The sequence below is a fragment of the Streptomyces sp. PA03-6a genome (assembly GCF_033792765.1).
Classification (GTDB): domain Bacteria; phylum Actinomycetota; class Actinomycetes; order Streptomycetales; family Streptomycetaceae; genus Actinacidiphila.
Genome location: NZ_JARAVK010000041.1, coordinates 13,263 through 34,626 on the forward strand (window position 1 = coordinate 13,263; position 21,364 = coordinate 34,626).

18 protein-coding genes are annotated in these 21,364 nt (G+C 73.2%); 3 read left to right on the forward strand and 15 right to left on the reverse strand.

Going from position 1 to position 21,364, the window contains the following annotated elements; all coding sequences use genetic code 11:
* Positions 1 to 23: 23 nt before the first annotated feature.
* Positions 24 to 2,786, forward strand: coding sequence for an NACHT domain-containing protein (locus PV350_RS12980; protein ID WP_499513228.1), 2,763 nt, complete (start codon positions 24 to 26; stop codon positions 2,784 to 2,786).
* Here the strand turns inward: PV350_RS12980 and PV350_RS12985 are convergent.
* Both PV350_RS12985 and PV350_RS12990 read right to left on the reverse strand, forming a co-directional pair.
* Positions 2,774 to 4,531, reverse strand: a complete 1,758-nt coding sequence (locus tag PV350_RS12985; protein WP_500333816.1) for a ricin-type beta-trefoil lectin domain protein — start codon at positions 4,529 to 4,531, stop codon at positions 2,774 to 2,776. The two genes, PV350_RS12980 and PV350_RS12985, sit on opposite strands and share 13 nt — an antisense overlap.
* A 333-nt stretch (positions 4,532 to 4,864) precedes the next feature.
* Entirely contained in the window at positions 4,865 to 7,381 is a 2,517-nt protein-coding gene (locus tag PV350_RS12990; protein ID WP_499513226.1) for an ATP-dependent Clp protease ATP-binding subunit, read from the reverse strand.
* Between the two features lie 432 nt (positions 7,382 to 7,813).
* Between PV350_RS12990 and PV350_RS12995 the strand changes: the two genes are divergently transcribed.
* Positions 7,814 to 8,341 (forward strand): SCO3374 family protein, encoded by a 528-nt coding sequence (locus PV350_RS12995; protein WP_499513225.1) that lies wholly within the window; start codon positions 7,814 to 7,816, stop codon positions 8,339 to 8,341.
* Here PV350_RS12995 and PV350_RS13000 read toward each other — a convergent pair.
* The 11 genes from PV350_RS13000 to PV350_RS13050 form a co-directional block, all read right to left on the reverse strand.
* On the reverse strand, positions 8,272 to 8,613 hold the full coding sequence (locus tag PV350_RS13000; RefSeq protein ID WP_499513224.1) for a histone-like nucleoid-structuring protein Lsr2: 342 nt from the start codon (positions 8,611 to 8,613) through the stop codon (positions 8,272 to 8,274). The two genes, PV350_RS12995 and PV350_RS13000, sit on opposite strands and share 70 nt — an antisense overlap.
* Before the next feature lie 165 nt (positions 8,614 to 8,778).
* On the reverse strand, positions 8,779 to 9,297 hold the full coding sequence (locus PV350_RS13005) for an amino-acid N-acetyltransferase (RefSeq protein WP_431962047.1): 519 nt from the start codon (positions 9,295 to 9,297) through the stop codon (positions 8,779 to 8,781).
* A 9-nt stretch (positions 9,298 to 9,306) separates the two neighbouring features.
* The gene (locus tag PV350_RS13010) at positions 9,307 to 9,711 is read right to left on the reverse strand and encodes a BlaI/MecI/CopY family transcriptional regulator (protein ID WP_499513223.1); all 405 of its coding nucleotides are present in this window, start codon (positions 9,709 to 9,711) and stop codon (positions 9,307 to 9,309) included.
* Positions 9,712 to 9,766: 55 nt separating this feature from the next.
* Positions 9,767 to 9,955, reverse strand: a complete 189-nt coding sequence (locus PV350_RS13015) for a hypothetical protein (protein ID WP_499513222.1) — start codon at positions 9,953 to 9,955, stop codon at positions 9,767 to 9,769.
* A 137-nt stretch (positions 9,956 to 10,092) separates the two neighbouring features.
* A complete protein-coding gene (locus tag PV350_RS13020; protein WP_500333819.1) occupies positions 10,093 to 11,808 on the reverse strand; it encodes a hypothetical protein in 1,716 nt (571 codons plus the stop codon).
* Between the two features lie 111 nt (positions 11,809 to 11,919).
* Positions 11,920 to 12,594, reverse strand: a complete 675-nt coding sequence (locus PV350_RS13025) for a hypothetical protein (protein WP_499513220.1) — start codon at positions 12,592 to 12,594, stop codon at positions 11,920 to 11,922.
* A 128-nt stretch (positions 12,595 to 12,722) separates the two neighbouring features.
* A complete protein-coding gene (locus PV350_RS13030; protein WP_499513219.1) occupies positions 12,723 to 13,520 on the reverse strand; it encodes a type III pantothenate kinase in 798 nt (265 codons plus the stop codon).
* Positions 13,520 to 14,530, reverse strand: a complete 1,011-nt coding sequence (nadC, locus tag PV350_RS13035) for a carboxylating nicotinate-nucleotide diphosphorylase (protein WP_500333820.1) — start codon at positions 14,528 to 14,530, stop codon at positions 13,520 to 13,522. The genes PV350_RS13030 and nadC overlap by 1 nt, the downstream gene beginning before the upstream one ends.
* Positions 14,527 to 16,257, reverse strand: a complete 1,731-nt coding sequence (locus PV350_RS13040; RefSeq protein ID WP_499513217.1) for an L-aspartate oxidase — start codon at positions 16,255 to 16,257, stop codon at positions 14,527 to 14,529. Before PV350_RS13040 ends, nadC begins: the two co-directional genes overlap by 4 nt.
* The gene (gene panC, locus PV350_RS13045; RefSeq protein WP_499513216.1) at positions 16,254 to 17,108 is read right to left on the reverse strand and encodes a pantoate--beta-alanine ligase; all 855 of its coding nucleotides are present in this window, start codon (positions 17,106 to 17,108) and stop codon (positions 16,254 to 16,256) included. Before panC ends, PV350_RS13040 begins: the two co-directional genes overlap by 4 nt.
* The gene (locus PV350_RS13050; RefSeq protein ID WP_500333823.1) at positions 17,105 to 18,040 is read right to left on the reverse strand and encodes a Rossmann-like and DUF2520 domain-containing protein; all 936 of its coding nucleotides are present in this window, start codon (positions 18,038 to 18,040) and stop codon (positions 17,105 to 17,107) included. Before PV350_RS13050 ends, panC begins: the two co-directional genes overlap by 4 nt.
* 102 nt (positions 18,041 to 18,142) lie before the next feature.
* Here PV350_RS13050 and PV350_RS13055 point away from each other — a divergent pair, with 102 nt between their 5' ends.
* Entirely contained in the window at positions 18,143 to 19,276 is a 1,134-nt protein-coding gene (locus PV350_RS13055; RefSeq protein ID WP_500333825.1) for a threonine aldolase family protein, read from the forward strand.
* Between the two features lie 104 nt (positions 19,277 to 19,380).
* Here PV350_RS13055 and PV350_RS13060 read toward each other — a convergent pair whose 3' ends face one another.
* Together PV350_RS13060 and PV350_RS13065 are read right to left on the reverse strand one after the other, a co-directional pair.
* A complete protein-coding gene (locus tag PV350_RS13060) occupies positions 19,381 to 20,079 on the reverse strand; it encodes a response regulator (RefSeq protein WP_499513213.1) in 699 nt (232 codons plus the stop codon).
* A gap of 42 nt (positions 20,080 to 20,121) precedes the next feature.
* On the reverse strand, positions 20,122 to 21,315 hold the full coding sequence (locus PV350_RS13065; RefSeq protein ID WP_499513212.1) for a sensor histidine kinase: 1,194 nt from the start codon (positions 21,313 to 21,315) through the stop codon (positions 20,122 to 20,124).
* Between the last annotated feature and the right edge of the window lie 49 nt (positions 21,316 to 21,364).

A 21,364-nucleotide genomic window follows, 5' to 3' on the forward strand; every position in this document is an offset into this window, starting at 1 on the left:
ACCGCGCGACGGGGGGCGGGAACGTGGATCCTTCTGCCGTGGGCGTACGGCTGGCGTCGGCCGTCGCGGGGCCACTGGTCAAGAGGCTCTTCGTGGCCGAGGGCCCCGGCGCGGGGCTCGTGGACCGGCCGGTGCGCATCTCCTCCCGCGTCTCCTTCAGGGGCGAGAAGCGCACCCTCACCGACGCGGACCTGCGCGCCCTGGCCGCCAAGCTGGTGCGCCAGGCCCTGCGCACCGGGGAACGCCCCGTCGGCGCCGACGAGGAGACCGCCGTCGCGGACGCCCTCGCGGCCTCCCTGCGGGCCCTGGGTGACCTCGACCTCACCGACCTGCAGGCCGTGGGCCTCGGGCACACCGCGTTCGCCCGCGCCCTGCGCCGCGCGGCCGGGTCCCCGGAGCGGGAGCTCAGCGCCGACGGGGCGCACTTCCACGAACGGCTGCTCGACACGGCCTGCCTGCACATCCTGCACTTCTTCACCCAGCGCTCGACCTTCGTCGCCGCCACCCTGGTCGAGCAGAGCCGGACGCTGGGCGACCTGACCGCCCGCGTCGACGAGCTCATCGCCCGCACCCCGCTGCCGGGCGGCGAGGACGCGGCCTTCGAGCGGCGCTACCTGGCGTACGTCGCGAAGAAGCACGGGCGGCTCACGATCCACGGCCTCGACCTGGCGGACACCCCGGACCGCTGGCCGCTGGACACCGCCTACCTCAGCCTGGAGGCGGCACCGTCCGCCGGGCCCCCGGCCGGCGGGCCTCCGCACGGGGGGCCTCCGCAGGGTGCGACGGAGGGGCCCGGGGGACCCCGCGCCGCCGACCGCGCGCTCGCCGCGCACGAGCGGGTCCTGCTGCGCGGCGAGGCCGGGTCGGGGAAGACCACGCTCGTGCAGTGGCTGGCGATCGCCTGCGCGCGCCAGGACCCGGACGAGGGCATGGCGTACCTGGAGGACCGGATCCCGTTCGTCCTCCCGCTGCGCACCCTCACCCGCCACGGCGAACGCCTGCCCGCGCCCCCCGGCTTCCTCGCCGCCGCCGGCTGCCCTCTCGCCGGGACGCAGCCCGCGGGCTGGGAAACCCGGGTCCTGACCGAGGGCCGCGGGCTGCTGCTGGTCGACGGCATCGACGAGATCCCGGACGCCGAACGCCGCCGCGCCCGGGCCTGGCTCCGCGACCTGCTCGACGCCCATCCCGGCAACCGCTGGCTGGTCACCTCCCGCCCCTCCGCCGTTCGGGAGGACTGGCTGGCCGGGGAGGGCTTCACCGAGCTGGCCCTGACCCCCATGGGCCCCGCCGACGTCACCGCCTTCGTCCGCCGCTGGCACGCCGCCGCCGGGCCGGAGGCGGCCGGGTACGCCGACGGCCTGCTGAGCGCCGTGCGGGCAGAGCCGGACCTCGGCCGGCTCGCCACCAACCCCCTGATGTGCGGCCTGATCTGCGCCCTGCACCACGACCGCCGCGGCTACCTCCCGCGGGCGAGGAAGGACCTGTACGCCGCCGCCCTGTCGATGCTGCTGGTCCGCCGGGACCGCGAACGGGAGGCGGCGGTCGTGCCGCTGCGCGAGGAGGCGCAGATCGAGCTGCTGCAGCGGCTGGCGCACTGGCTGGTCCGCAACGGCCGCACCGAGATGGACCTCGACCGGGCCGAAGCCGTCGTCGCGCGGGCGCTGCCCGCCGTACCCGAGGCCGCCGCGCTCGGCGACGCCGCCGCCGTCCTCACCCACCTCCTCGACCGGGGCGGCGTGCTGCGCCGGCCCGCACCCGGCACGGTCGACTTCGTGCACCGCACCTTCCAGGACTACCTGGGCGCCCGCGCCGCCGTCGAGGAGGGCGACTTCGGCCTGCTCGCCGCCCACGCCGCCGACGACCGGTGGGAGGACGTCCTGCGCATGGCCGTCGCGCTCGCCCGCCCGGGCGAGAGGGTCGCGATCCTCCAGGACCTCCTCGACCGCGGTGACCTCGCCGCGGACCGGCGCACCCGTGCACGGCTCCATCTGCTCGCCGCCGCCTGCCTGGAGCACGCCACCGCCCTCGACCCGGCCGTGCGCGCGGCCGTGGAACGGCGCGCCGCCGCGCTCGTCCCGCCCGCCGACGCGGCCGAGGCCCGCGCCCTGGCGGAGGCCGGACCGCTCGTCCTGGACCTGCTCCCCGGCCCCGACGGGCTCTGCGACGAGGACGCCCTCCACGTCGTGGTCACGGCCTGCCACCTGCCCTCGGACCGGGCCGCCGGCTATCTGGGCCGCTTCGCCGCGCACCCGTCCGTGCGCGTCCGCGCCCAGCTGATGTGGTCCTGGCACCGCTTCGACTGCGCCGTGTACGCGCAGGAGGTCGTCGCCCGGCTCGACCCGGACGGCCTGGACTTCACCGTCCGCTCCGCCGACCAGCTGCGCGAACTGCGCGCGCTCGCTCTGCGGCCCACCCGCCTCGACCTGCGGGGCGACCTGCCCGTGGACGAGCTGACCGGGTACGTGGCCGGGCTCGCCCTCACCGAGGTCAGGCTGAAGGACTGCGCGCTGCCCGACCTGCGCTTCCTGGCGGGCCAGCGGGGCCTGCGCAGGCTCGCGCTGCTCGGTCCGGGCACGCCCGCCGACTGGGGGTCGATCGGCGGGCTGCCCGCACTGCGGGAGCTGGAGTTGGCCGCCCCGGCCGACGGCCGGTTCGACCTGTCACCGCTCGCGGCCCACCCCGGGCCGCTGACCGTGCGCATCCCGCTGCCGGCCGACCGTCTCGCCGGGGCCGACCGGCTGCCCGCGCACGTGACCGTCGTCGCAGGACCGGGTCAGGGACGGTAGCCGCCGTCCCGGTCCCCCCAGCCGTCCCAGCCGCCGTGGCCCCAGCCGTCGCCGTCCCCGTCGCAGTCCCCCTCGCAGGGCTCCCCGCCGGGGGGCGGGGAAGCGGCGGCCGTGGGCGTCTGGCTCGGCGGCGCCGAGGGCAGCGCGGCCACCCGGGTGGAGCCGGCGAGCAACTGCGAGCCGGTGGTGTAGGCCACCGACTGGAAGCGGGGCGGGGCGACGGAGGTGTCGAAGGTCCAGCGCTGGACGGGCCGGCCGTCGCGGGGCCGCAGGACGACCCGCGCACCCGGCTCGCGGCCCTCGGGGGCGACCGCGAGCTGCTGGTTCCAGCGGGGGATGAGGTCCCCGGTCAGGGTGAGGTCGTAGCGCACGTCCTCGGCGCCGGTGACGAAGGACGCCGTGCACAGACCCAGTTCCAGCGCGGGGCCGCGGTGGGAGTTGAGGCAGTACGCGGGCTGGGCGACGCTCCGCATGAGCCCGTCCGGCTCGTACGACCAGAACTGCGTGGCACCGGAGTCGCAGCGCGCGGTGGCCGCCCCGGTGCCGATCACGGTGCGGCGGCCGGACAGGTCGATGCACAGGTCGTCGCCGTTGTTCCGGAGCCGGCCGCGGAGCCCGTCGGTGGGGGCGGGGTCGGCGGTGACCGTGCCCGGCGCGGTGTCCGAGGTGGTGACCGATGCCGAGGCGGTGGGGGACGCCGTGGCCGCGGTGGGCGCCGTACCGGAGGCACGGTCGTCGCTGCCGCCGTCGCCGGTGGTGAGGCCGACCACCAGGGCGGTCACCAGGGCGCAGCCGCCGATGCCCAGCAGGGTCGCGGCGAGCCCCCGGCGGCCGCCGCTCGCGGCGCGGCGCCTGCGGCCGCCGTGGCGCCGCCCGGGAGAACCGCCGGAGCCCTTCCCGGCATCGTTGTCACGGGCCGCCCGACGGGTGGGGCGGGAGTCGAAGTAGCCCCGCGCCTCCCAGACCAGCACCGCCTCGGCGATCAGCACGCCCAGCCGGTCCCCGGAGTGGTCGAGCTGATCGGCCGCGTACCGGCAGTGGTCGCACCGGGCGATGTGCCGCTGCAGGTCGGGGACGAGACCGGCGCCCCCGCGGTGGATGGAGATGTCCAGCAGACGGCTGAACTGCAGGCAGGCCTCGTACGGCGCGAGGTCCCGGTGCGCCTGGACGCAGGCCTCGCGGAAGCGGGTACGGGCGAGCTCCAGCTGGGCCGCCGCCCGCTCCGGGTCGATGCCCAGCAGCCCGGCCGGCACGTCGAGCGGTTCGGCGTCGACCTCGGCGTGCCAGAGCAGGCAGCGGGCGGGCTCGGGCAGCCGCATGAAGGCCCGGTTCGCCAGCCGGCGGTTCTCCGGTACCGCCAGGCGGGTGTCGGTCTGGTCGGGGCGGGGCCGCAGCCGCCGGTGGAGCCAGGCGCGACGGCGGTCGACGGCCCACTCCTCGGCGATCTTGTGGACGGTGATCAGGAGTTCGGGGCGCCAGGCCGCCGAGGGCCCGGTCAGCCTCAGGGTGTCGACGAAGACCCGGGTGAACGCGGCCGCCGCGAGGATACCGGCGGCGTGTCCGGAGACCGTGCACAACTCCGCGTACTCGGAGACCGGCCGCCAATGGCGGGCCAGCAACTCCTCGAACGGCTGGTGCGCGCCTTCCTTTCCCAGGGACTTTCCGATCTCTCCGGACAACGCCTCGTCCGGTACGCCGAACAGTCGGCCGGGGTGCGCGGAATTCGGATGCGGGGATTCCTTCAACGAGAGTTTCCTTCCGCGTTCGCCCCGCCGGGAAAAGTACGAACCAATGCGCCGGCGCGGGACGCAGCTACGTGGGGGGAGGTGAGGCCGGGGCGCCGGTGAAGGGGCAAGGTGGCCTCTCCTCACTCTCGGCTGATCTTTTCGAATGCCTGCCGGAATGACGGCACGACACCGGCCGGAGCACGGAGAAGGAGGGGTCCGTGCTGAACATCGCTCACCTTTCCACAAATGCAACCGGCGCAACAAGGGTGGGTTCATGGGGAACACAAAACACGACGACCCCGCCCGCACTAATGTGCGGACGGGGTCGGATCGCTGTGCGATTACTTGCGGTTACGCTTCCTTGCTGAGGTTCGGCCCGCCGGCCGCCTCGACCGGAGGCGCGTCGGCGACGGCGACCTTCTCCTCACCCCGGAAGGTGAACTTGATGTTCTCGCCCTCGCCCTCGGTGCCCACGACCACGATGTGACCGGTGCGCAGCTCGCCGAAGAGGATCTTCTCGGAGAGCACGTCCTCGATCTCGCGCTGGATCGTCCGGCGCAGCGGCCGGGCACCCAGCACGGGGTCGTAGCCGCGCTTGGCGAGCAGCGACTTGGCCTCGGGGCTGAGCTCGATGCCCATGTCCTTGTCCCTGAGGCGCTCGTCCACCCGGGCGATCATGAGGTCGACGATCTGGATGATGTCTTCCTCGCTGAGCTGGTGGAAGACCACGATGTCGTCGACACGGTTCAGGAACTCGGGACGGAAGTGCTGCTTGAGCTCCTCGCCGACCTTGGCCTTCATCCGCTCGTACCCGGTCTTGACGTCACCCGCGGCCGCGAAGCCGAGGTTGAAGCCCTTGGAGATGTCCCGGGTGCCGAGGTTGGTGGTCATGATGATGACCGTGTTCTTGAAGTCCACGACCCGGCCCTGGGAGTCGGTCAGGCGACCGTCCTCCAGGATCTGCAGCAGGCTGTTGAAGATGTCCGGGTGGGCCTTCTCGACCTCGTCGAAGAGGACGACCGAGAACGGCTTGCGGCGCACCTTCTCGGTGAGCTGGCCGCCCTCCTCGTAGCCGACGTATCCGGGCGGGGAGCCGAACAGCCGCGAGACGGTGTGCTTCTCGCTGAACTCCGACATGTCGAGCTGGATCAGCGCGTCCTCGTCGCCGAAGAGGAACTCGGCGAGCGTCTTGGAGAGCTCGGTCTTACCCACACCGGACGGGCCGGCGAAGATGAACGAGCCACCGGGGCGCTTGGGGTCCTTCAGACCGGCCCGCGTACGGCGGATGGCCTGCGAGAGGGCCTTGATCGCGTCCTTCTGGCCGATGACGCGCTTGTGCAGCTCGTCCTCCATGCGCAGCAGACGCGAGGACTCCTCCTCGGTGAGCTTGAAGACCGGGATGCCCGTGGCGGTGGCCAGGACCTCGGCGATCAGCTCCTCGTCGACCTCGGCGACGACGTCCATGTCGCCGGCCTTCCACTCCTTCTCCCGCTTGGTCTTCGCGGAGAGCAGCTGCTTCTCCTTGTCGCGGAGGGAAGCGGCCTTCTCGAAGTCCTGCGAGTCGATCGCGGACTCCTTCTCCCGGCGCACGTCGGCGATCTTCTCGTCGAACTCGCGCAGGTCCGGCGGAGCGGTCATCCGGCGGATGCGCATCCGGGAACCGGCCTCGTCGATCAGGTCGATCGCCTTGTCCGGCAGGAAGCGGTCCGAGATGTAGCGGTCGGCGAGGGTCGCCGCGGCCACCAGGGCGGCGTCCGTGATGGACACGCGGTGGTGGGCCTCGTAGCGGTCCCGCAGGCCCTTGAGGATCTCGATGGTGTGCGGCAGCGACGGCTCCGCGACCTGGATGGGCTGGAAGCGGCGCTCCAGGGCCGCGTCCTTCTCCAGGTGCTTGCGGTACTCGTCGAGCGTGGTGGCGCCGATGGTCTGCAGCTCACCGCGGGCGAGCATCGGCTTGAGGATCGAGGCGGCGTCGATCGCGCCCTCGGCGGCGCCCGCACCCACCAGGGTGTGGAGCTCGTCGATGAACAGGATGATGTCGCCGCGGGTGCGGATCTCCTTGAGCACCTTCTTCAGGCGCTCCTCGAAGTCACCGCGGTACCGGGAGCCGGCCACCAGGGCGCCGAGGTCCAGGGTGTAGAGCTGCTTGTCCTTCAGCGTCTCCGGGACCTCGCCCTTGACGATGGCCTGGGCCAGGCCCTCGACGACGGCGGTCTTGCCGACGCCGGGCTCGCCGATGAGGACGGGGTTGTTCTTGGTGCGGCGCGACAGCACCTGCATCACGCGCTCGATCTCCTTCTCGCGCCCGATGACGGGGTCGAGCTTGGTCTCACGAGCGGCCTGCGTGAGGTTGCGGCCGAACTGGTCCAGGACGAGCGAGGTCGAGGGGGTGCCCTCGGCCGGACCGCCGGCGGTGGCGGCCTCCTTGCCCTGGTAGCCGGAGAGCAGCTGGATGACCTGCTGCCGCACCCGGTTGAGATCGGCGCCCAGCTTCACGAGGACCTGGGCGGCGACGCCCTCGCCCTCGCGGATCAGGCCGAGCAGGATGTGCTCGGTGCCGATGTAGTTGTGGCCGAGCTGGAGGGCCTCGCGGAGCGACAGCTCCAGGACCTTCTTGGCCCGGGGGGTGAAGGGGATGTGGCCGGACGGGGCCTGCTGCCCCTGTCCGATGATCTCCTCAACCTGCTGGCGGACCGCCTCGAGCGAAATCCCGAGGCTCTCCAGGGCCTTAGCGGCGACACCCTCACCCTCGTGGATAAGGCCCAGGAGGATGTGCTCGGTGCCGATGTAGTTGTGGTTGAGCATCCGGGCTTCTTCCTGAGCCAGGACGACAACCCGCCGCGCGCGGTCGGTGAACCTCTCGAACATCGTTAATCGCTCCTCAGAGCGGTCGGGCAGTTAGGGGCGTGTCCCCTCCCTGTCCTTCCGCATGCTAGTCCCGCACAGCGGGGCAGCTCACTTCAACCGTCGACACCTTGCGAGGTCGTTAACCCCCGCGCCGTCGACAACAGCCTCAACCCGATGGTGCGAGACGATGTTCCCGCAGGCCAGGCGGATAGCCCTTTATCCAGTACGCCGAGGGCGAACGCCCCGCCTGTCCGACATGGCCGTCGTCCGTTCCCACTAGGTATTTCTTACCCGCCCGCACGGACAGTCCATGCCGGGAGCACGCCCGCTGTCTGCTATAGGCGAACAGACTTGCGTCCCGGGGATTCACGGAGGGTGACGGGAACCGGCCGGCCGGGCACTCCCGGTGACCCGCCTCGTAACCCGGGACCCCCGGGGAGCGTTGCGCAGGGCATGCAGGCCTCACGGGTCCCGGCGACCCTGGAACACGCGGACGCCCTCGACGTCCCCGCGGAGGCGGGGCACGAGGTGCTCGGCCGCTTCCCGGCGCCCCGTACGGGACCGGTCGCCCTGGCGGGGTACCGGATGCGCTTCTTCGTCGCCCCGGGCAGCGCCGAGGAACTGCCCGGCCTGCTGGACTGGCTGGAGTGGAGCGGCATCCCGCTCGACCTCGTACCGCTGTGCGGGCGGGAGGCCGCCTACGACGACGGCGCGCAGGCCTGGCTCCGGCCGCCCGTTCCGGACGGCGGGCGCCACGCCGGCGCGCCGTTCTCCCTGCCCGCCATGACGCTCGGCACGCAGCCCAACCCCGCGGCGGACGGACGCTCCGGAGGGACCGTGGGCCTGACGGCCCTGGTCTCCGCGCTCGCGACCGCCTGCCACCGGGTCCGGCTGCGTGTCGCCCGGACCGATCAGCCGTGCGCCTTCTCGTACGCCTCGCGGATCTGCGCGGGGACACGGCCGCGGTCGTTGACCTCGTAACCCTCTTCCTTGGCCCACGCGCGGATCTTCGCGGTGTCCTGGCTCGCGGCGCCCCCGCGGGAGGCGCCCTTCGCGGCGCGGCCGCGGCCGGCGCGGCCACCGGTACGGCGGCCGTTGTCCACGTACGGGCCGAGGAGACCACGCAGCTTGTCGGCGTTGTCGGTGGTGAGGTCGATCTCGTACGTCACTCCGTCGAGTGCGAACGTCACGGTCTCATCCGCCTCGCCGCCGTCGAGGTCGTCAACAAGAAGGACCTGAACCTTCTGTGCCACCGGCTTCCCTTTCATCGAATACGGATAACCGGTAAAAGCAAACCGCCTTTTCCCGGAAAACTCAAACCCCTTGCCCGAACTGCTCCCGGCCGGCCACCATCCCCGCGGTCTTCCGCGGGAACGTTTCGGACATACTGTTGTGCCGGACGGACGCCGTGGGCAGCCTCACAGATGCAACAGCATCCGGCTGTTGCCCAAGGTGTTCGGTTTCACTCGTTCGAGGTCGAGGAACTCGGCCACGCCCTCGTCCTTTGACCGCAGCAGCTCACCGAAGACATCACCGTCGACCGGCGTCTCGCCGATCTCCACGAAGCCGTGCTTCGCGAAGAAGTCCACTTCGAAGGTGAGGCAGAAAATTCGCCGCACTCCCAGCCACCGCGCGGTCTGCAGCAGCTTCTCCAGCACGAGATGCCCGACGCCCTTGCCGTGCTGCGCCGGATCGACCGCGAGGGTGCGCACCTCGGCGAGGTCCTCCCACATCACGTGCAATGCGCCGCAGGCCACCACCTCTGCGTCCTGGTCGTGTTCGGCCACCCAGAACTCCTGGATGTCCTCGTAAAGCGTCACCGTCGGCTTGTCGAGCAGGATGCGGTCGCGGACATAGGCGTCGAGCAAGCGCCGGACAGCCGGCACGTCGGCCGTCCTGGCCCGGCGGATGGTGACGTCATTTGATGCGGCGCGCATGTGCGGACGCTATCGCCCGTCCGATCCGCCCGTCTCCCCGGGGTCACCCGGATCAGCGGATTGCACCACCCGCATTGCGTCACGGAGGGCTTCTCGCTGTTCCGCCGACATCATGCCGAAGAAGGCGACAAGGGCCGCCGCGGGGTTGTCGCTGGCGGCCCACGCCTCGTGCATGAGTGCCGCCGAGTAAGCGGCCCGAGTGGAAACCGCCTCATAGCGATAGGCGCGTCCTTCGGCTTCCCGCCGGAGCCAGCCCTTCTGATGAAGGTTGTCCATTACGGTCATGACCGTCGTGTACGCGATCGAGCGCTCCCGGCGGAGATCCTCCAGCACCTCGCGCACCGTCACCGGGCGGTTCCAGCGCCACACCCGGCTCATCACGGCGTCTTCGAGGTCTCCCAATGGACGGGGCACACCCGAATACTAGTTGCTTACGGGCACAATGCCCGGAATGCCGGAAATTCCGAGGTCACACCCGGGGCTTCTCGACGCCGCCCGACCGCTGGGCCGGGGGCTGCGCGCCGGACAGCGCGGCGTCGACCACCGCGTCCTCCTTGGCCTTGTTGACCCCGCCCTGGCTCCTGATCAGCGTCCGGATGAGGAAGGTGAACGCGATGGCCATCACGGTGGGGGGCACGAGCGCGGAGACGTAGTCCATGGCACCAGGGTAGCCACGCCCCCTGGCGCGCCCCGCGGCGGACCACCACCGGGGGACGCTTCCCCCGGTCGGGCGAAGCCGTGGCCCCGGTCCGCGTCGTCGCGGGCCGGGGCCACGGCTTCGTCACCGAAGGGCGGCTACGCGCCCGTACGCGGCCTGCGGCGCACCGCGACCACCAGGAGGGCACCCAGGACGGCGCAGGCCGCAGAGCCGGCCACCAGGGGACGTACGGGCCCCGCGCCGGTGGCGGCGAGGGAGCCCGTCCCGCCGGCCGGAACCACGCCGGAACCGCCGGAGGTGCTCCCGCCGGAGCCGGACGACGCCTTGGCCGTGACCGTGAGGACGCCCGCGTTGTTCTTCTGGCCCTTGCGGTCGACGCCGTAGTCCGAGGCCGCGAAGACCAGACCGGTGGCCTCGTCCAGAGCCTGGTCCGCGACCAGGGTGAAGGAGAAGGTCTGGGAGGTGCCGGGCTCGATCGAGTGCCGGGTGTAGCAGTAGTAGATCGTCCCGGTCGGCACGGGCGCGACGTCCTGCGGGTCGTCGCCGAAGGTGACGCCGCCCGGGTAGTCGTCCCAGTCCGCGTTCGTGGTCGGCTTGCAGGCACCGTCGCGCGCCGTGACCCGCACCCCGCGGGGGATCTCCACCGCGACCCAGGTGGCCGGCCCGGTCTCGCTGGTGCCGCGTGCCCGCGCGGCCTCGTCGCCCTCGTTGCGCAGGCCCACGACGGCCTTCGCCCGGTCGCCGACCGTCGCCCTGACCGTGTCCCCGATCGCGACCAGGTCCGCCCCGCGGTGGCCGGGGGCCGGGCCCTCGGGGTCGTACATCGTGATGTTCAGGCCGCCGAGGTTGTCGGTGTAGTCGACGTCCCAGCCCTCCTGCGTGGCGGGCTTCCGGGCCGCCGTCCCGGGGCCGCGCACGTCCTTCGCCGCCGGGGCGGACGTCTTGCGGACGAGGGTGAGCGGGGCCCCGGTGCCGGGGGTGCCGAGCTGTGCGTCGTCGTCGAGGTTTCCGCCGATCAGGTCGGCCTGGTAGCCCACCCTGCCGTCGGTGGCGCCGGACTCGACCTCGATCTTCAGCGGCTTCGCGAGTTCCCACACCTCGCCCGGGGCGATGTCGGTGGCGAAGTGGCAGACGAAGGCGTCCTCCGGCTGGCCCACCGGGGCGTGGCGGCAGTTGCCGAAGTCGTCCGCCATCACCAGGCCCGTGCCGAAGGAGCTGGTGAGGTTGGTCCGCACCAGGACGGAGACGCCGCCGCGGGTGGGCCGGTCACCGACGTTGGCGATGACGACCGGCAGGTCGAGGGTGTCGCCGGGCCGTACGTCGGAGACGGTGGACGACTTCGGCACGACGAGGTCCGGGCCGCTGCCGACCGTGATCCGGGTGGCGGTCATGCTGTCGGGATCCGGCCTGGCGTCCTTGGCGCTCACCGAATAGCGCAGCGTCGCGGCGTCGTCGGTCCTAGAGCCGGAGGCGGCCCGCATCCTCACGGGTATCGCGGTGCCGGTGTGGTCGACCGTGCCCAGGGAGCAGGTGGCCGTGGTGCCGGAGGTGGCGCACAGGTTCGCGGGGAGCGCCACGTCCACGACGCCGGCCAGGGCGGCGAGGTCCATGGTGACGACGACCTCGTGGGCGGGCTCCGGCACCTGCCCGTCGTCGAAGCGCTGGACCAGGGCGGTGATCTCGAACGTCTTGTACGCGGTGCTCGTCGCCGCCACCCCGACGTCGCCGGGTGCGGTCAGGTGCAGTTCGGCTCTGAGGGGCGCGGCCGATGCCGCGCCCGCGATGACGGCGGATCCCGCCGTCGCGGTCATGACGACGGCCGCGGTGCACACCGCGAGCCGGGTGAGTCTCATGCCGGGTTCCCCCTGAGGAAGTCGACGGTCAGGTGGCGCACCCGTGAACGCACGGGAGACGTCACGGGAAGGACCCGTGACGTCTCCGGAAGGTTGTGCGGTGACTCGGCGTCAACCCGTGGCCCGCTCCTCGGGGGGCGGTGGCGTGCGGCGGCGCGGCGGGAAGATCTCGGCCGGCGTGGGCACCTTGCGCTTCTCCTCACCGGGGTCCGGCGCGGCCGGCTCGGCGGGGGGCGTCTTCGGCTCGGGCTTGGGGCCCGGCTTGGGATCGTCGGAGGCGGCCCGCCCGCCGGGCAGCGCGCGCAGCCGGGCCCTGCCGGTGGAGGGCGTGCCGCAGGGCTGCGAGGGAGCGGGGATGCGCGCCTCCAGGCGGGCGCGCACGTCGAGCTCCGCCAGGTGCTCGCAGCGGCGCAGCACGGCCCGCCTGCGGTGCGCCTCGGCGTCCGTGCACGGCGCGTCGTGCAGGCGGCGCAGCGCGGCGAGGTCGTCCGGCAGGGGCACGTAACCGGTGTCGAGCGCGCCCGTCAGCCGCTCGAGGTAGCCGGCGGCGCTGCCCGGCAGCGCCGCCCGGTACCGGGCGAGCTCCGCGAGCTGGAAGGTCCGCAGCCGCCCGCCCTCGCGGGCCGCCTCGTCGATGTCCTCGGCGAGGCGCAGATAGTCCCTGACCTCGTCGGGGGTGGGGATCATGGTGCTGGACTGGAGGGCCGCTGAGAGGGCGCGCCGGAGCACGCGCAGTTCATCCGCGCTGAACGCCATTCCGCCTCGGGACCCGTGTGGCGTGGGCATGGTCTGACTTTACGTACTAAGCGAACAAAATACGCGTAACCAGATATGGCCGGGCGCGCCGCGTGCCTCCCCCGTGCGCCTGCCGGACCGTCGCCTGCCGGACCGTCGCCTGCCGGACCGTCAGGTCGTCAGGTCGTCGATACGTTCCGCTCGTAGACCAGCCGGAGGCCTATCAGGGTCAGCCAGGGCTCGTGGACGTCGATGACCGCCGACTCGCCCAGCACCAGCGGCGCCAGCCCGCCGGTGGCGATGACCGTGACGTCGTCCGGGTCGTCGGCGAGCTCCCGTGCCATCCGCTCGGCCACGCCGTCCACCTGGCCGGCGAAGCCGTACAGGATGCCGGACTGCATGGCCTCGATGGTGTTCTTGCCGATGACGCTGCGCGGGCGGGTCAGCTCCACCTTGCGCAACTGGGCGCCGCGGGCGCCCAGGGCGTCCACGGAGATCTCGATGCCGGGGGCGATGGCGCCGCCGGCGTACTCGCCGCGCGTCGTGACCGCGTCGAAGGTGGTGGCCGTCCCGAAGTCCACCACGATGCACGGCCCGCCGTAGAGGTGGACGGCGGCGAGGGAGTTGATGATCCGGTCGGAGCCGACTTCCTTGGGGTTGTCGGTGAGCACCGGGACGCCGGTCTTGACGCCGGGCTCGACGAGGACCGCGGGCACGTCGCCGTAGTAACGGCGCGTCACCTCGCGCAGCTCGTGCAGCACCGAGGGGACGGTGGAGCAGATGGCGATCCCGTGGATGTTGTCGCCCAGCTCCTCGCCGAGCAGCGGGTGCATGCCCATCAGGCCCTGCATCAGGACGGCCATCTCGTCCGCCGTGCGGCGCGCGTCGGTGGAGACCCGCCAGTGCTCGACGATCTCGTCCCCGTCGAACAGCCCCAGGACGGTGTGGGTGTTGCCGACGTCGATGGTGAGAAGCATCAGTCCCGCTCCGACCCCTCGGACCGCAGGTCCAGCCCGATGTCGAGGATCGGCGAGGAGTGCGTCAGGGCGCCCACGGCGAGGTAGTCGACGCCGGTCGCGGCGTAGGCCCGGGCATTGTCCAGGGAGAGCCGGCCGGAGGACTCCAGCAGGGCGCGGCCCGCGACGATGGCGACCGCCTCCTCCGTCTCGGAGGGGGTGAAGTTGTCCAGCAGGATCAGGTCCGCGCCCGCCTCCAGGACCTCGCGGACCTGGTGCAGGGTGTCGACCTCGACCTCGATCGCCAGCTCGGGGAACTCCTCGCGGACGGCCTTGAAGGCGGCCGCCACGCCGCCCGCCGCGACCACGTGGTTGTCCTTGACCAGGGCCGCGTCCGACAGCGACATGCGGTGGTTGACGCCGCCCCCGCAGCGGACCGCGTACTTCTCCAGCGCGCGCAGGCCCGGGGTCGTCTTCCGGGTGTCGCGGACCTGCGCCTTGGTGCCCTCCAGCGCGTCGGCCCAGCGGCGCGTGGTGGTGGCGATCCCGGACAGCCGGCACATCAGGTTGAGCGCGCTGCGCTCGGCGGTCAGCAGGTCCCTCGTACGGGTGCGCACGGAGAGCAGCACTTGACCCGCCTCGACCCGGTCGCCGTCCTCGACGTGCCGCTCGACCTCGAACTCGTCGGTGCACACGATGGACAGGACCGCCTCGGCGACCCGCAGCCCGGCGACCACGCCGGCCTCGCGCGCGGTGAAGTCACCGGTGGCCAGGACGTCCTCGGGGATGGTGGCCACGGTGGTGACGTCCACCCCGCCGTCCAGGTCCTCCTCGATGGCCATGTGCGCGACGTCCTCGACCAGCACCGGGTCCAGCCCGGCGTCGACGAGCAGCTGCGCGAGGTCGGGGTCGAGACCGCACTCGCTCGGGTCGTGCGCGTACTCGTCGCCGGAACCGCAGCCGCAGCCGTCGCCGCAGCCACCGCCGCCGGCGCCGCCGATCTGCAGGAGGGGGAGGTCGGGCGTGCTCATCGCAGGTGCTCCGTTCCAGGACGGGTCGAGGGGAAGTCCGCTGTGGGGGTGGTGCGGATGGTGAGACTAGTGGGTGCCGCGGGCAGCCCCGCACCACCGGCGGGGAGCCGGACGACGATGTGCCGGCGCCAGTTCTCGTCGTCGCGGCCGGGCCGGTCCTCGCGCCAGTGGCAGCCGCGGGTCTCCTCACGGCGGCGGGCCGCCTCGACCAGGACCCGCGCGACCAGGCAGAGGTTGGTCGCCTCCCAGGTCTCCACGCAGGGCTCGGCCGTCTTGCCGTCGCGCTCCAGCAGTTCCTCGGCGTCGGCGTACATCCGGCTCAGCGCGGCCGCCGCGCCCTCCAGGCTGTCCGCGCTGCGGAGCACTCCCGCGCCGCGCGTCATGATCCGCTGGATCGCGAAGCGGGCCTCGGAGGGCAGCAGCGGGGAGCGGCCGGGCTCGGGGACAACCGGGGCGCCGGGGGCCGCGGGGTGCTCGGCGATGTCGGCGGCGATGCGTTCGGCGAAGACCAGCCCCTCCAGGAGGGAGTTGGACGCCAGCCGGTTGGCGCCGTGCACGCCCGTGCAGGCGACCTCGCCGCACGCGTACAGGCCGGGCACCGTGGTGCGGCCGTGCAGGTCGGTGCGGACGCCGCCGGAGGCGTAGTGCGCGGCGGGCGCCACCGGGATCGGCGTGGTGACCGGGTCGATGCCGTTGGCGCGGCAGGCGGCCAGGATCGTCGGGAACCGCTGCTCCCACATCCGCGCGCCGAAGTGCCGGCCGTCGAGGTACATGTGCTCGGTGCCGGTCTCCTGCATGCGGCGCATGATGCCCTTGGCGACGATGTCGCGCGGCGCCAGCTCGGCAAGCTCGTGCTGCCCCTGCATGAAGCGCACCCCGTCGGCGTCCACGAGGTACGCGCCCTCCCCGCGCACGGCCTCGGAGACCAGCGGCTGCTGGCCCTCCGCGTCCGAGCCGAGGAAGAGCACCGTCGGGTGGAACTGCACGAACTCCAGGTCCGAGACCTCCGCGCCGGCGCGCAGCGCGAGCGCCACCCCGTCGCCCGTGGACACCGCCGGGTTGGTCGTGGCCGAGAAGACCTGCCCCATGCCGCCGGTGGCCAGCACCACGGCGCGGGCCCGCACGGCGCCGACGCCGTCACGCTGCCCCTCGCCCATGACGTGCAGGGTGACGCCCGCGGTACGGCCCTCGGCGTCGGTCAGCAGGTCGAGCACGAGCGCGTTCTCGATGAACTCGATCCTGGCCTCGCGCACGGCCTCGATCAGCGCCCGGGAAATCTCCAGGCCCGTCGCGTCGCCGCCCGCGTGGGCGATCCGGCGGCGGTGGTGACCGCCCTCCCGGGTCAGCAGGATCTCGCCGGTGGCCTCACTGGTGTCGAAGTGCGCGCCCGTCGCGATCAGCCGGCGGACGGCGTCGGGGCCCTCGGTGACCAGGGTGCGCACCGCCTCCTCGTCGCACAGGCCTGCGCCCGCCACAAGGGTGTCGTCCAGGTGCTGCTCCGGGGTGTCGCCCTCGCCGAGGGCGGCGGCGATGCCGCCTTGCGCCCAGCGCGTGGAGCCGTCGTCGAGCCGGGCCTTGGTGACGACGGTGACCTTGGCGCCCTGCGCGGCGCAGCGCAGCGCCACCGTCAGCCCGGCGACGCCTGAGCCGACCACCACCACGTCCGCCTCGTGCGCCCAACCGGGTGCCGGGGAGTGCAGCCGTATGCCTGTACCTGTGCCGCTCATCGGCGGGCTCCGAACTCCAGGGGGATGTTGTCGATCAGCCGGGTCGTGCCGACCCTGGCGGCGACCGCGAGCACCGCCGGCCCGGTGTGGCCGGGGGCGGCCTCGGTGAAGTCGCGCGGGTCGATCAGGGCGAGGTAGTCCACCGCGAGGCCGTCGCCCTTCTCCAGCACCGTCCGCGCCGCGGCCCGTACGGCCTCCGGCCCGTCGTCCAGCGCGTCGCGCCCGGCGAACAGGGCGCGGGAGAGGGTGAGGGCGGTCCCGCGGTCGCCGTCGGAGAGGTACCGGTTGCGGCTGGACAGGGCCAGGCCGTCCGGCTCGCGGACCGTGGGCACGCCGACGATCTCGGCCGGGAAGTTCAGGTCCGTCACCATGCGGCGGATGAGGGCCAGTTGCTGGGCGTCCTTCTGGCCGTAGAAGGCGACGTCCGGCCGGGTCAGGTGGAGCAGCTTGGCGACGACGGTCAGCATGCCGTCGAAGTGGCCGGGGCGCACGGCGCCCTCGTAGCCCTCGCCCATCGGCCCGGCGCTGATCCGCACCTGCGGCGGCCCGCCGGGGTAGACCTCGTCGGCGGCGGGCGCGAAGACGAGGTCGGCGCCGGCCCGCCCGGCGGTCTCGACGTCGGCGTCGAGGGTGCGCGGGTAGCGGTCGAAGTCCTCGCCCGGCCCGAACTGCAGCGGGTTGACGAAGACGGTGACGACGACGGTGCCGTCCCCCACCCGCTCGCGGGCGGTGCGCACGAGGGTCGCGTGCCCCTCGTGCAGCGCGCCCATGGTCATGACGACCCCGACCTCGCCGGGCCGGCCCTCGACGGCCGCCCGCAGCTCGCGCGCGGTGTGCACCAGCCCGGTCATCGCTTTCCCCCTTCGGCGCCGTCCGCCAGGACGCCCAGCAGCGCCTCCGCGAACTCCGGCTTCAGCATCCCGCCCGCCAGGGCGCGGTCCGCCGTGGCGCGGGCCATCGCGACGTACGGGGCGACCATCTCCGGCGCGTGCCGGCGCAGCTCCGCCAGGTGCGCCGCGACCGTGCCCGCGTCACCGCGGGCGACCGGGCCGGTGAGGGCGGCGTCACCGGAGCGCAGGGCGTTGTCCAGGGCCGCGCCGAGCAGCGGGCCCAGCATGCGGCCGGGTTCGGCGACGCCGGAGGCGCGCAGCAGCTCCATGGACTGGGCGACCAGGGTGACCAGGTGGTTCGCGCCCATCGCCAGGCCCGCGTGGTAGAGCGGGCGCGCCGACTCCTCGATCCACTCGGGTTCGCCGCCCATCTCGATCACCAGGGCCTCGGCCGCCATCCGCAGCTCCGCCGGTGCCGTGACGCCGAAGGAGCAGCCGGCCAGCCGCTGCACGTCGACGGAGGTGCCGGTGAAGGTCATCGCCGGGTGCAGGGCCAGCGGCAGCGCGCCCGCGCGCAGCGCCGGCTGCAGCACGCCGGTGCCGTACCGGCCCGAGGTGTGCACCAGCAGCTGGCCCGGCCGTACGGCCCCGGTCTCGGCGAGGCCGGCCACCAGCTCCGGCAGCGCGTCGTCCGGCACGGTCAGCAGGACGAGTTCGGAGCGGGCCAGCACCTCGGCCGGCTCCACGAGCGGCACGTCGGGCAGCAGGGCGGCGGCACGGCGGCGTGAGGCGTCGGACACACCCGACGCCGCGACCGGGTGGTGCCCGGCGAGCTTCAGCGCGGCCGCGAGCGCGGTACCGACCCGCCCCGCGCCGACGACGCCGACCGTGAGCCGCGCGGGGCGGGCCTCCACGTCGGGGGGCAGGGGCCCCGGGGTGTGCGATGCGTTCACGCTGCGCTGGCCTTCCGTTCCAGTCCTCACGGGGGTACCGGACGTTCTCGTCAATGCTACGCGAATGTTTCCCGGCGCCCTCCGGGGCGGCAGGATCGGTCCATGACCTCTGCCGATGACGAGAAGGCGCGGCGCATCGCCGCCGTACGCGCCTGCGACCGCGTGCTGTCCCACGGGAAGCCCGCCACGATGCGGGAACGGCTGGCCGCACTGGCCGGACGGGACGGCCTGGAGCGCCCCGTGGACATGTACGGCGACGGGATCGTCGCCGAACTGGAGCACCGGGTGGCCGGCTTGCTCGGCACGGAGGAGGCCGTCTGGTTCCCCACCGGGACGATGGCCCAGCAGGTCGCCCTGCGCTGCTGGGCGGGACGCACCGGCAACCCGGTCGTCGCCCTGCACCCGCTGGCCCACCCCGAGGTGCACGAGCGCGGCGCGCTGTCCGCGCTGAGCGGGCTGCGGACCGTCCACCCCACCACGGCCCGCCGCATACCGGACGCGGACGAGGTCCGCGGCATGGACGAGCCCTTCGGCACGCTCATGCTGGAGCTGCCGCTCCGGGACGCCGGCTTCGTCCTCCCCACCTGGGACGAACTCACCGCCACCGTGGCCGCGGCACGCGAGCGCGACGCCGTCGTCCACTTCGACGGCGCCCGCCTGTGGGAGTGCCCGCCGCACTTCGGGCAGCCCCTGGACGAGATCGCGGGGCTCGCCGACAGCGTGTACGTCTCCTTCTACAAGTCCCTCGGCGGCATCTCCGGCGCCGCCTTGGCCGGCCCCGCCGACCTCGCCGCCGAGGCGCGCACCTGGCGGCACCGCTACGGCGGGCTGGTCTTCCAGCAGTGGCCGGCGGTGCTGGCGGCGCTCGACGGGCTCGACCACGAACTGCCGCGCCTTCCGGAGTACGTGGCGCACGCGAAGGTCGTCGCGGCGGCCCTGCGGGACGCACTCGCGGCGGGGGCGGGCTGGGTCCGGGTGCACCCGGAAGTGCCGCACACGCACCAGTTCCAGGTGTGGCTCGCGGAGTCCGCGGACGTCCTCAACGAGGCCGCGGTGCGGCAGGCCGAGGAGACCAAGACGGCGCTCTTCGGCCGCTGGGCGGAGGCGGAAGTGCCGGGGGTCGCCATGACGGAGGTCACGGTGGGCGCGTCCGCGCTCGAGTGGGACCCCGCCGCCGTGGGGGACGCCGTCGCGGACTTCCTCCGTCTTGTGGACGTCGCCCGCGGCACCGCCTGACCGGCTACGCCGGGCTACCCGGGTTTTTGTGTGCGGGTGCGTTGTGCCTGCGGCGGGCGTCCACCCGCCGCAGGCGCAAACAACCCGCACACGAGGGTCACGGGTCAGGCGGCGCCGCCGCTGCCGCTGCCCGCGCGGACGAGCCCCGTCTCGTACGCGAGGACGACCGCCTGCACTCGGTCCCGCAGATCCAGCTTCGTGAGGATGCGCCCGACGTGCGTCTTCACCGTCGCCTCGCTGAGCACCAGCTTCGCCGCGATCTCCCCGTTGGACAGCCCCTGGGCGACCAGCAGCAGCACCTCCCGCTCGCGGTCCGTCAGCCGGTCCACCTCCTTGTGCGTCGGCTGACTCGTGCTCGGCAGCAGCGGCGTGAAGCGGTCGAGCAGGCGCCGCGTGGTGCTGGGGGCGACGACCGCGTCGCCGCTGTGGACGGCGCGGATCGCCGTGAGCAGCTCGTCCGGGGGCACGTCCTTGAGCATGAAGCCGCTCGCGCCGGCCTTGAGCGCGGAGAAGGCGTACTCGTCGAGGTCGAAGGTGGTCAGGATGAGCACGCGGGGCCCGCCGTCGTCGGGGGTGCGGTCGGGGGCGCCGCAGATCTGGCGGGTGGCCTCGACGCCGTCCAGGCGGGGCATGCGGACGTCCATGAGGACCACGTCCACCGGGGTGGTGCGCAGGGTCGCGACGGCTTCCGCGCCGTCCCCGGCCTCGGCGACGACCTCCATGTCGGGCTGGGCCTGCAGCACCATGCGGAAGCCGGTGCGCAGCAGCACCTGGTCGTCGACGAGCATCACGCGGATCGCCATGGGTCCGGTCCTCTTTCCCTCTTGTGTGGTCTTCGCTTCCCGCTAGCGGGAAGCCTTCACCGGGAGCACCGCGCTGATCCGGAAGCCTCCGCCGGGGCGCGGCCCGGCGTCCAGGGTGCCGCTGACCATGCCGACGCGTTCGCGCATGCCGATGAGGCCCTGCCCCTGGCCGTCCTCGCCGCCGCCTTCGTAGAGCTCCTGCTGGGCGCCGCGGCCGTCGTCCTCGATGAGGAGGCTGAGGTCGCCGTCGCCGAAGGTGAGCCGGACCTTGGCGCGCGCCTCGGGCCCGCCGTGCTTGCGGGTGTTGGTGAGCGCCTCCTGCACGATGCGGTACGCGGTGAGCTCGACGCCGCTGGCGAGCGGCCGGGACTCCCCCTCGACCTCGAAGGCGACCGGCAGGCCGGCGCCCCGGACCTGCTCTATGAGGTCGGTCAGCTGGTCGACGCCGGGCTGCGGCACGTACTCGCCGCCCCCGTCGTCGCCGGCGCGCAGCACCCCGAGCAGGCGGCGCATCTCGGTGAGCGCCTGGCGGCCGGTCGTGGAGATGGTCTCCAGGGCCTGCTTGGCCTGCTCCGGGGAGGCGTCCAGCACATAGGCCGCGCCGTCGGCCTGGACGACCATGACGGAGACGTTGTGGGCGACGACGTCGTGCAGTTCGCGCGCGATCCGGGCGCGTTCGGCGGCGACCGCGGCCTTGGACTGGGCCTCGCGCTCGCGCTGCAGGCGGGCGGCGCGCTCCTCCAGCTCGGCGTAGTAGGCGCGGCGGGTGCGGAGGCTGTCGCCGATCACCCAGGCGAGCAGGAAGGGGACGGCGAGGAAGACGGCGGAGACGGCGTCGGCCCATTGGCCTTCGGTCTCGTTGGGCCAGCGCAGCGTGGAGATGGTGGAGGCGACCAGGCCGCCGGCGAGGGCGAGCCGGGACGCCCAGCGGGCGCCGTTGGCCGCGACGGTGTAGATGATCACCAGCATGGCGAAGTCGCCGGGGTTGACCTGGACGTCCAGCAGCAGCTGGAGCGCCCCGACGAGGACGGCGAGCAGCAGCATCTTCTCCGGCATGCGGCGGCGCAACGCGACCACGGCGGACAGCGCGAGCGCCAGCGGCACGGCGGCGACCCGGGAGTGCGCGTGCAGCTCGTCGGCGACGATCCACAGGGAGGAGAACCCGAGCAGGACGAGGGCCCAGAAGCCGTCGACCCAGGTCGGGTGCCTGCGGAGGAAATCGTAGAGGCGCTGCACGTAACCCAGCGTAGGCATCCCGGATGCGTGCGGGAGTCAACCGGAGGAG

Coding starts and splice junctions, on each gene's coding strand:
- PV350_RS13005 (WP_431962047.1), bottom strand. CDS start 9,297: ATGCGCGCCGCATCAAATGACGTCACCATCCGCCGGGCCAGGACGGCC.
- panC (WP_499513216.1), bottom strand. CDS start 17,108: ATGACCGGGCTGGTGCACACCGCGCGCGAGCTGCGGGCGGCCGTCGAG.
- PV350_RS13030 (WP_499513219.1), bottom strand. CDS start 13,520: ATGCTTCTCACCATCGACGTCGGCAACACCCACACCGTCCTGGGGCTG.
- PV350_RS13060 (WP_499513213.1), bottom strand. CDS start 20,079: ATGGCGATCCGCGTGATGCTCGTCGACGACCAGGTGCTGCTGCGCACC.
- PV350_RS13020 (WP_500333819.1), bottom strand. CDS start 11,808: ATGAGACTCACCCGGCTCGCGGTGTGCACCGCGGCCGTCGTCATGACC.
- PV350_RS12995 (WP_499513225.1), top strand. CDS start 7,814: ATGCAGGCCTCACGGGTCCCGGCGACCCTGGAACACGCGGACGCCCTC.
- nadC (WP_500333820.1), bottom strand. CDS start 14,530: ATGAGCACGCCCGACCTCCCCCTCCTGCAGATCGGCGGCGCCGGCGGC.
- PV350_RS13025 (WP_499513220.1), bottom strand. CDS start 12,594: ATGCCCACGCCACACGGGTCCCGAGGCGGAATGGCGTTCAGCGCGGAT.
- PV350_RS13015 (WP_499513222.1), bottom strand. CDS start 9,955: ATGGACTACGTCTCCGCGCTCGTGCCCCCCACCGTGATGGCCATCGCG.
- PV350_RS13040 (WP_499513217.1), bottom strand. CDS start 16,257: ATGAGCGGCACAGGTACAGGCATACGGCTGCACTCCCCGGCACCCGGT.
- PV350_RS13055 (WP_500333825.1), top strand. CDS start 18,143: ATGACCTCTGCCGATGACGAGAAGGCGCGGCGCATCGCCGCCGTACGC.
- PV350_RS12990 (WP_499513226.1), bottom strand. CDS start 7,381: ATGTTCGAGAGGTTCACCGACCGCGCGCGGCGGGTTGTCGTCCTGGCT.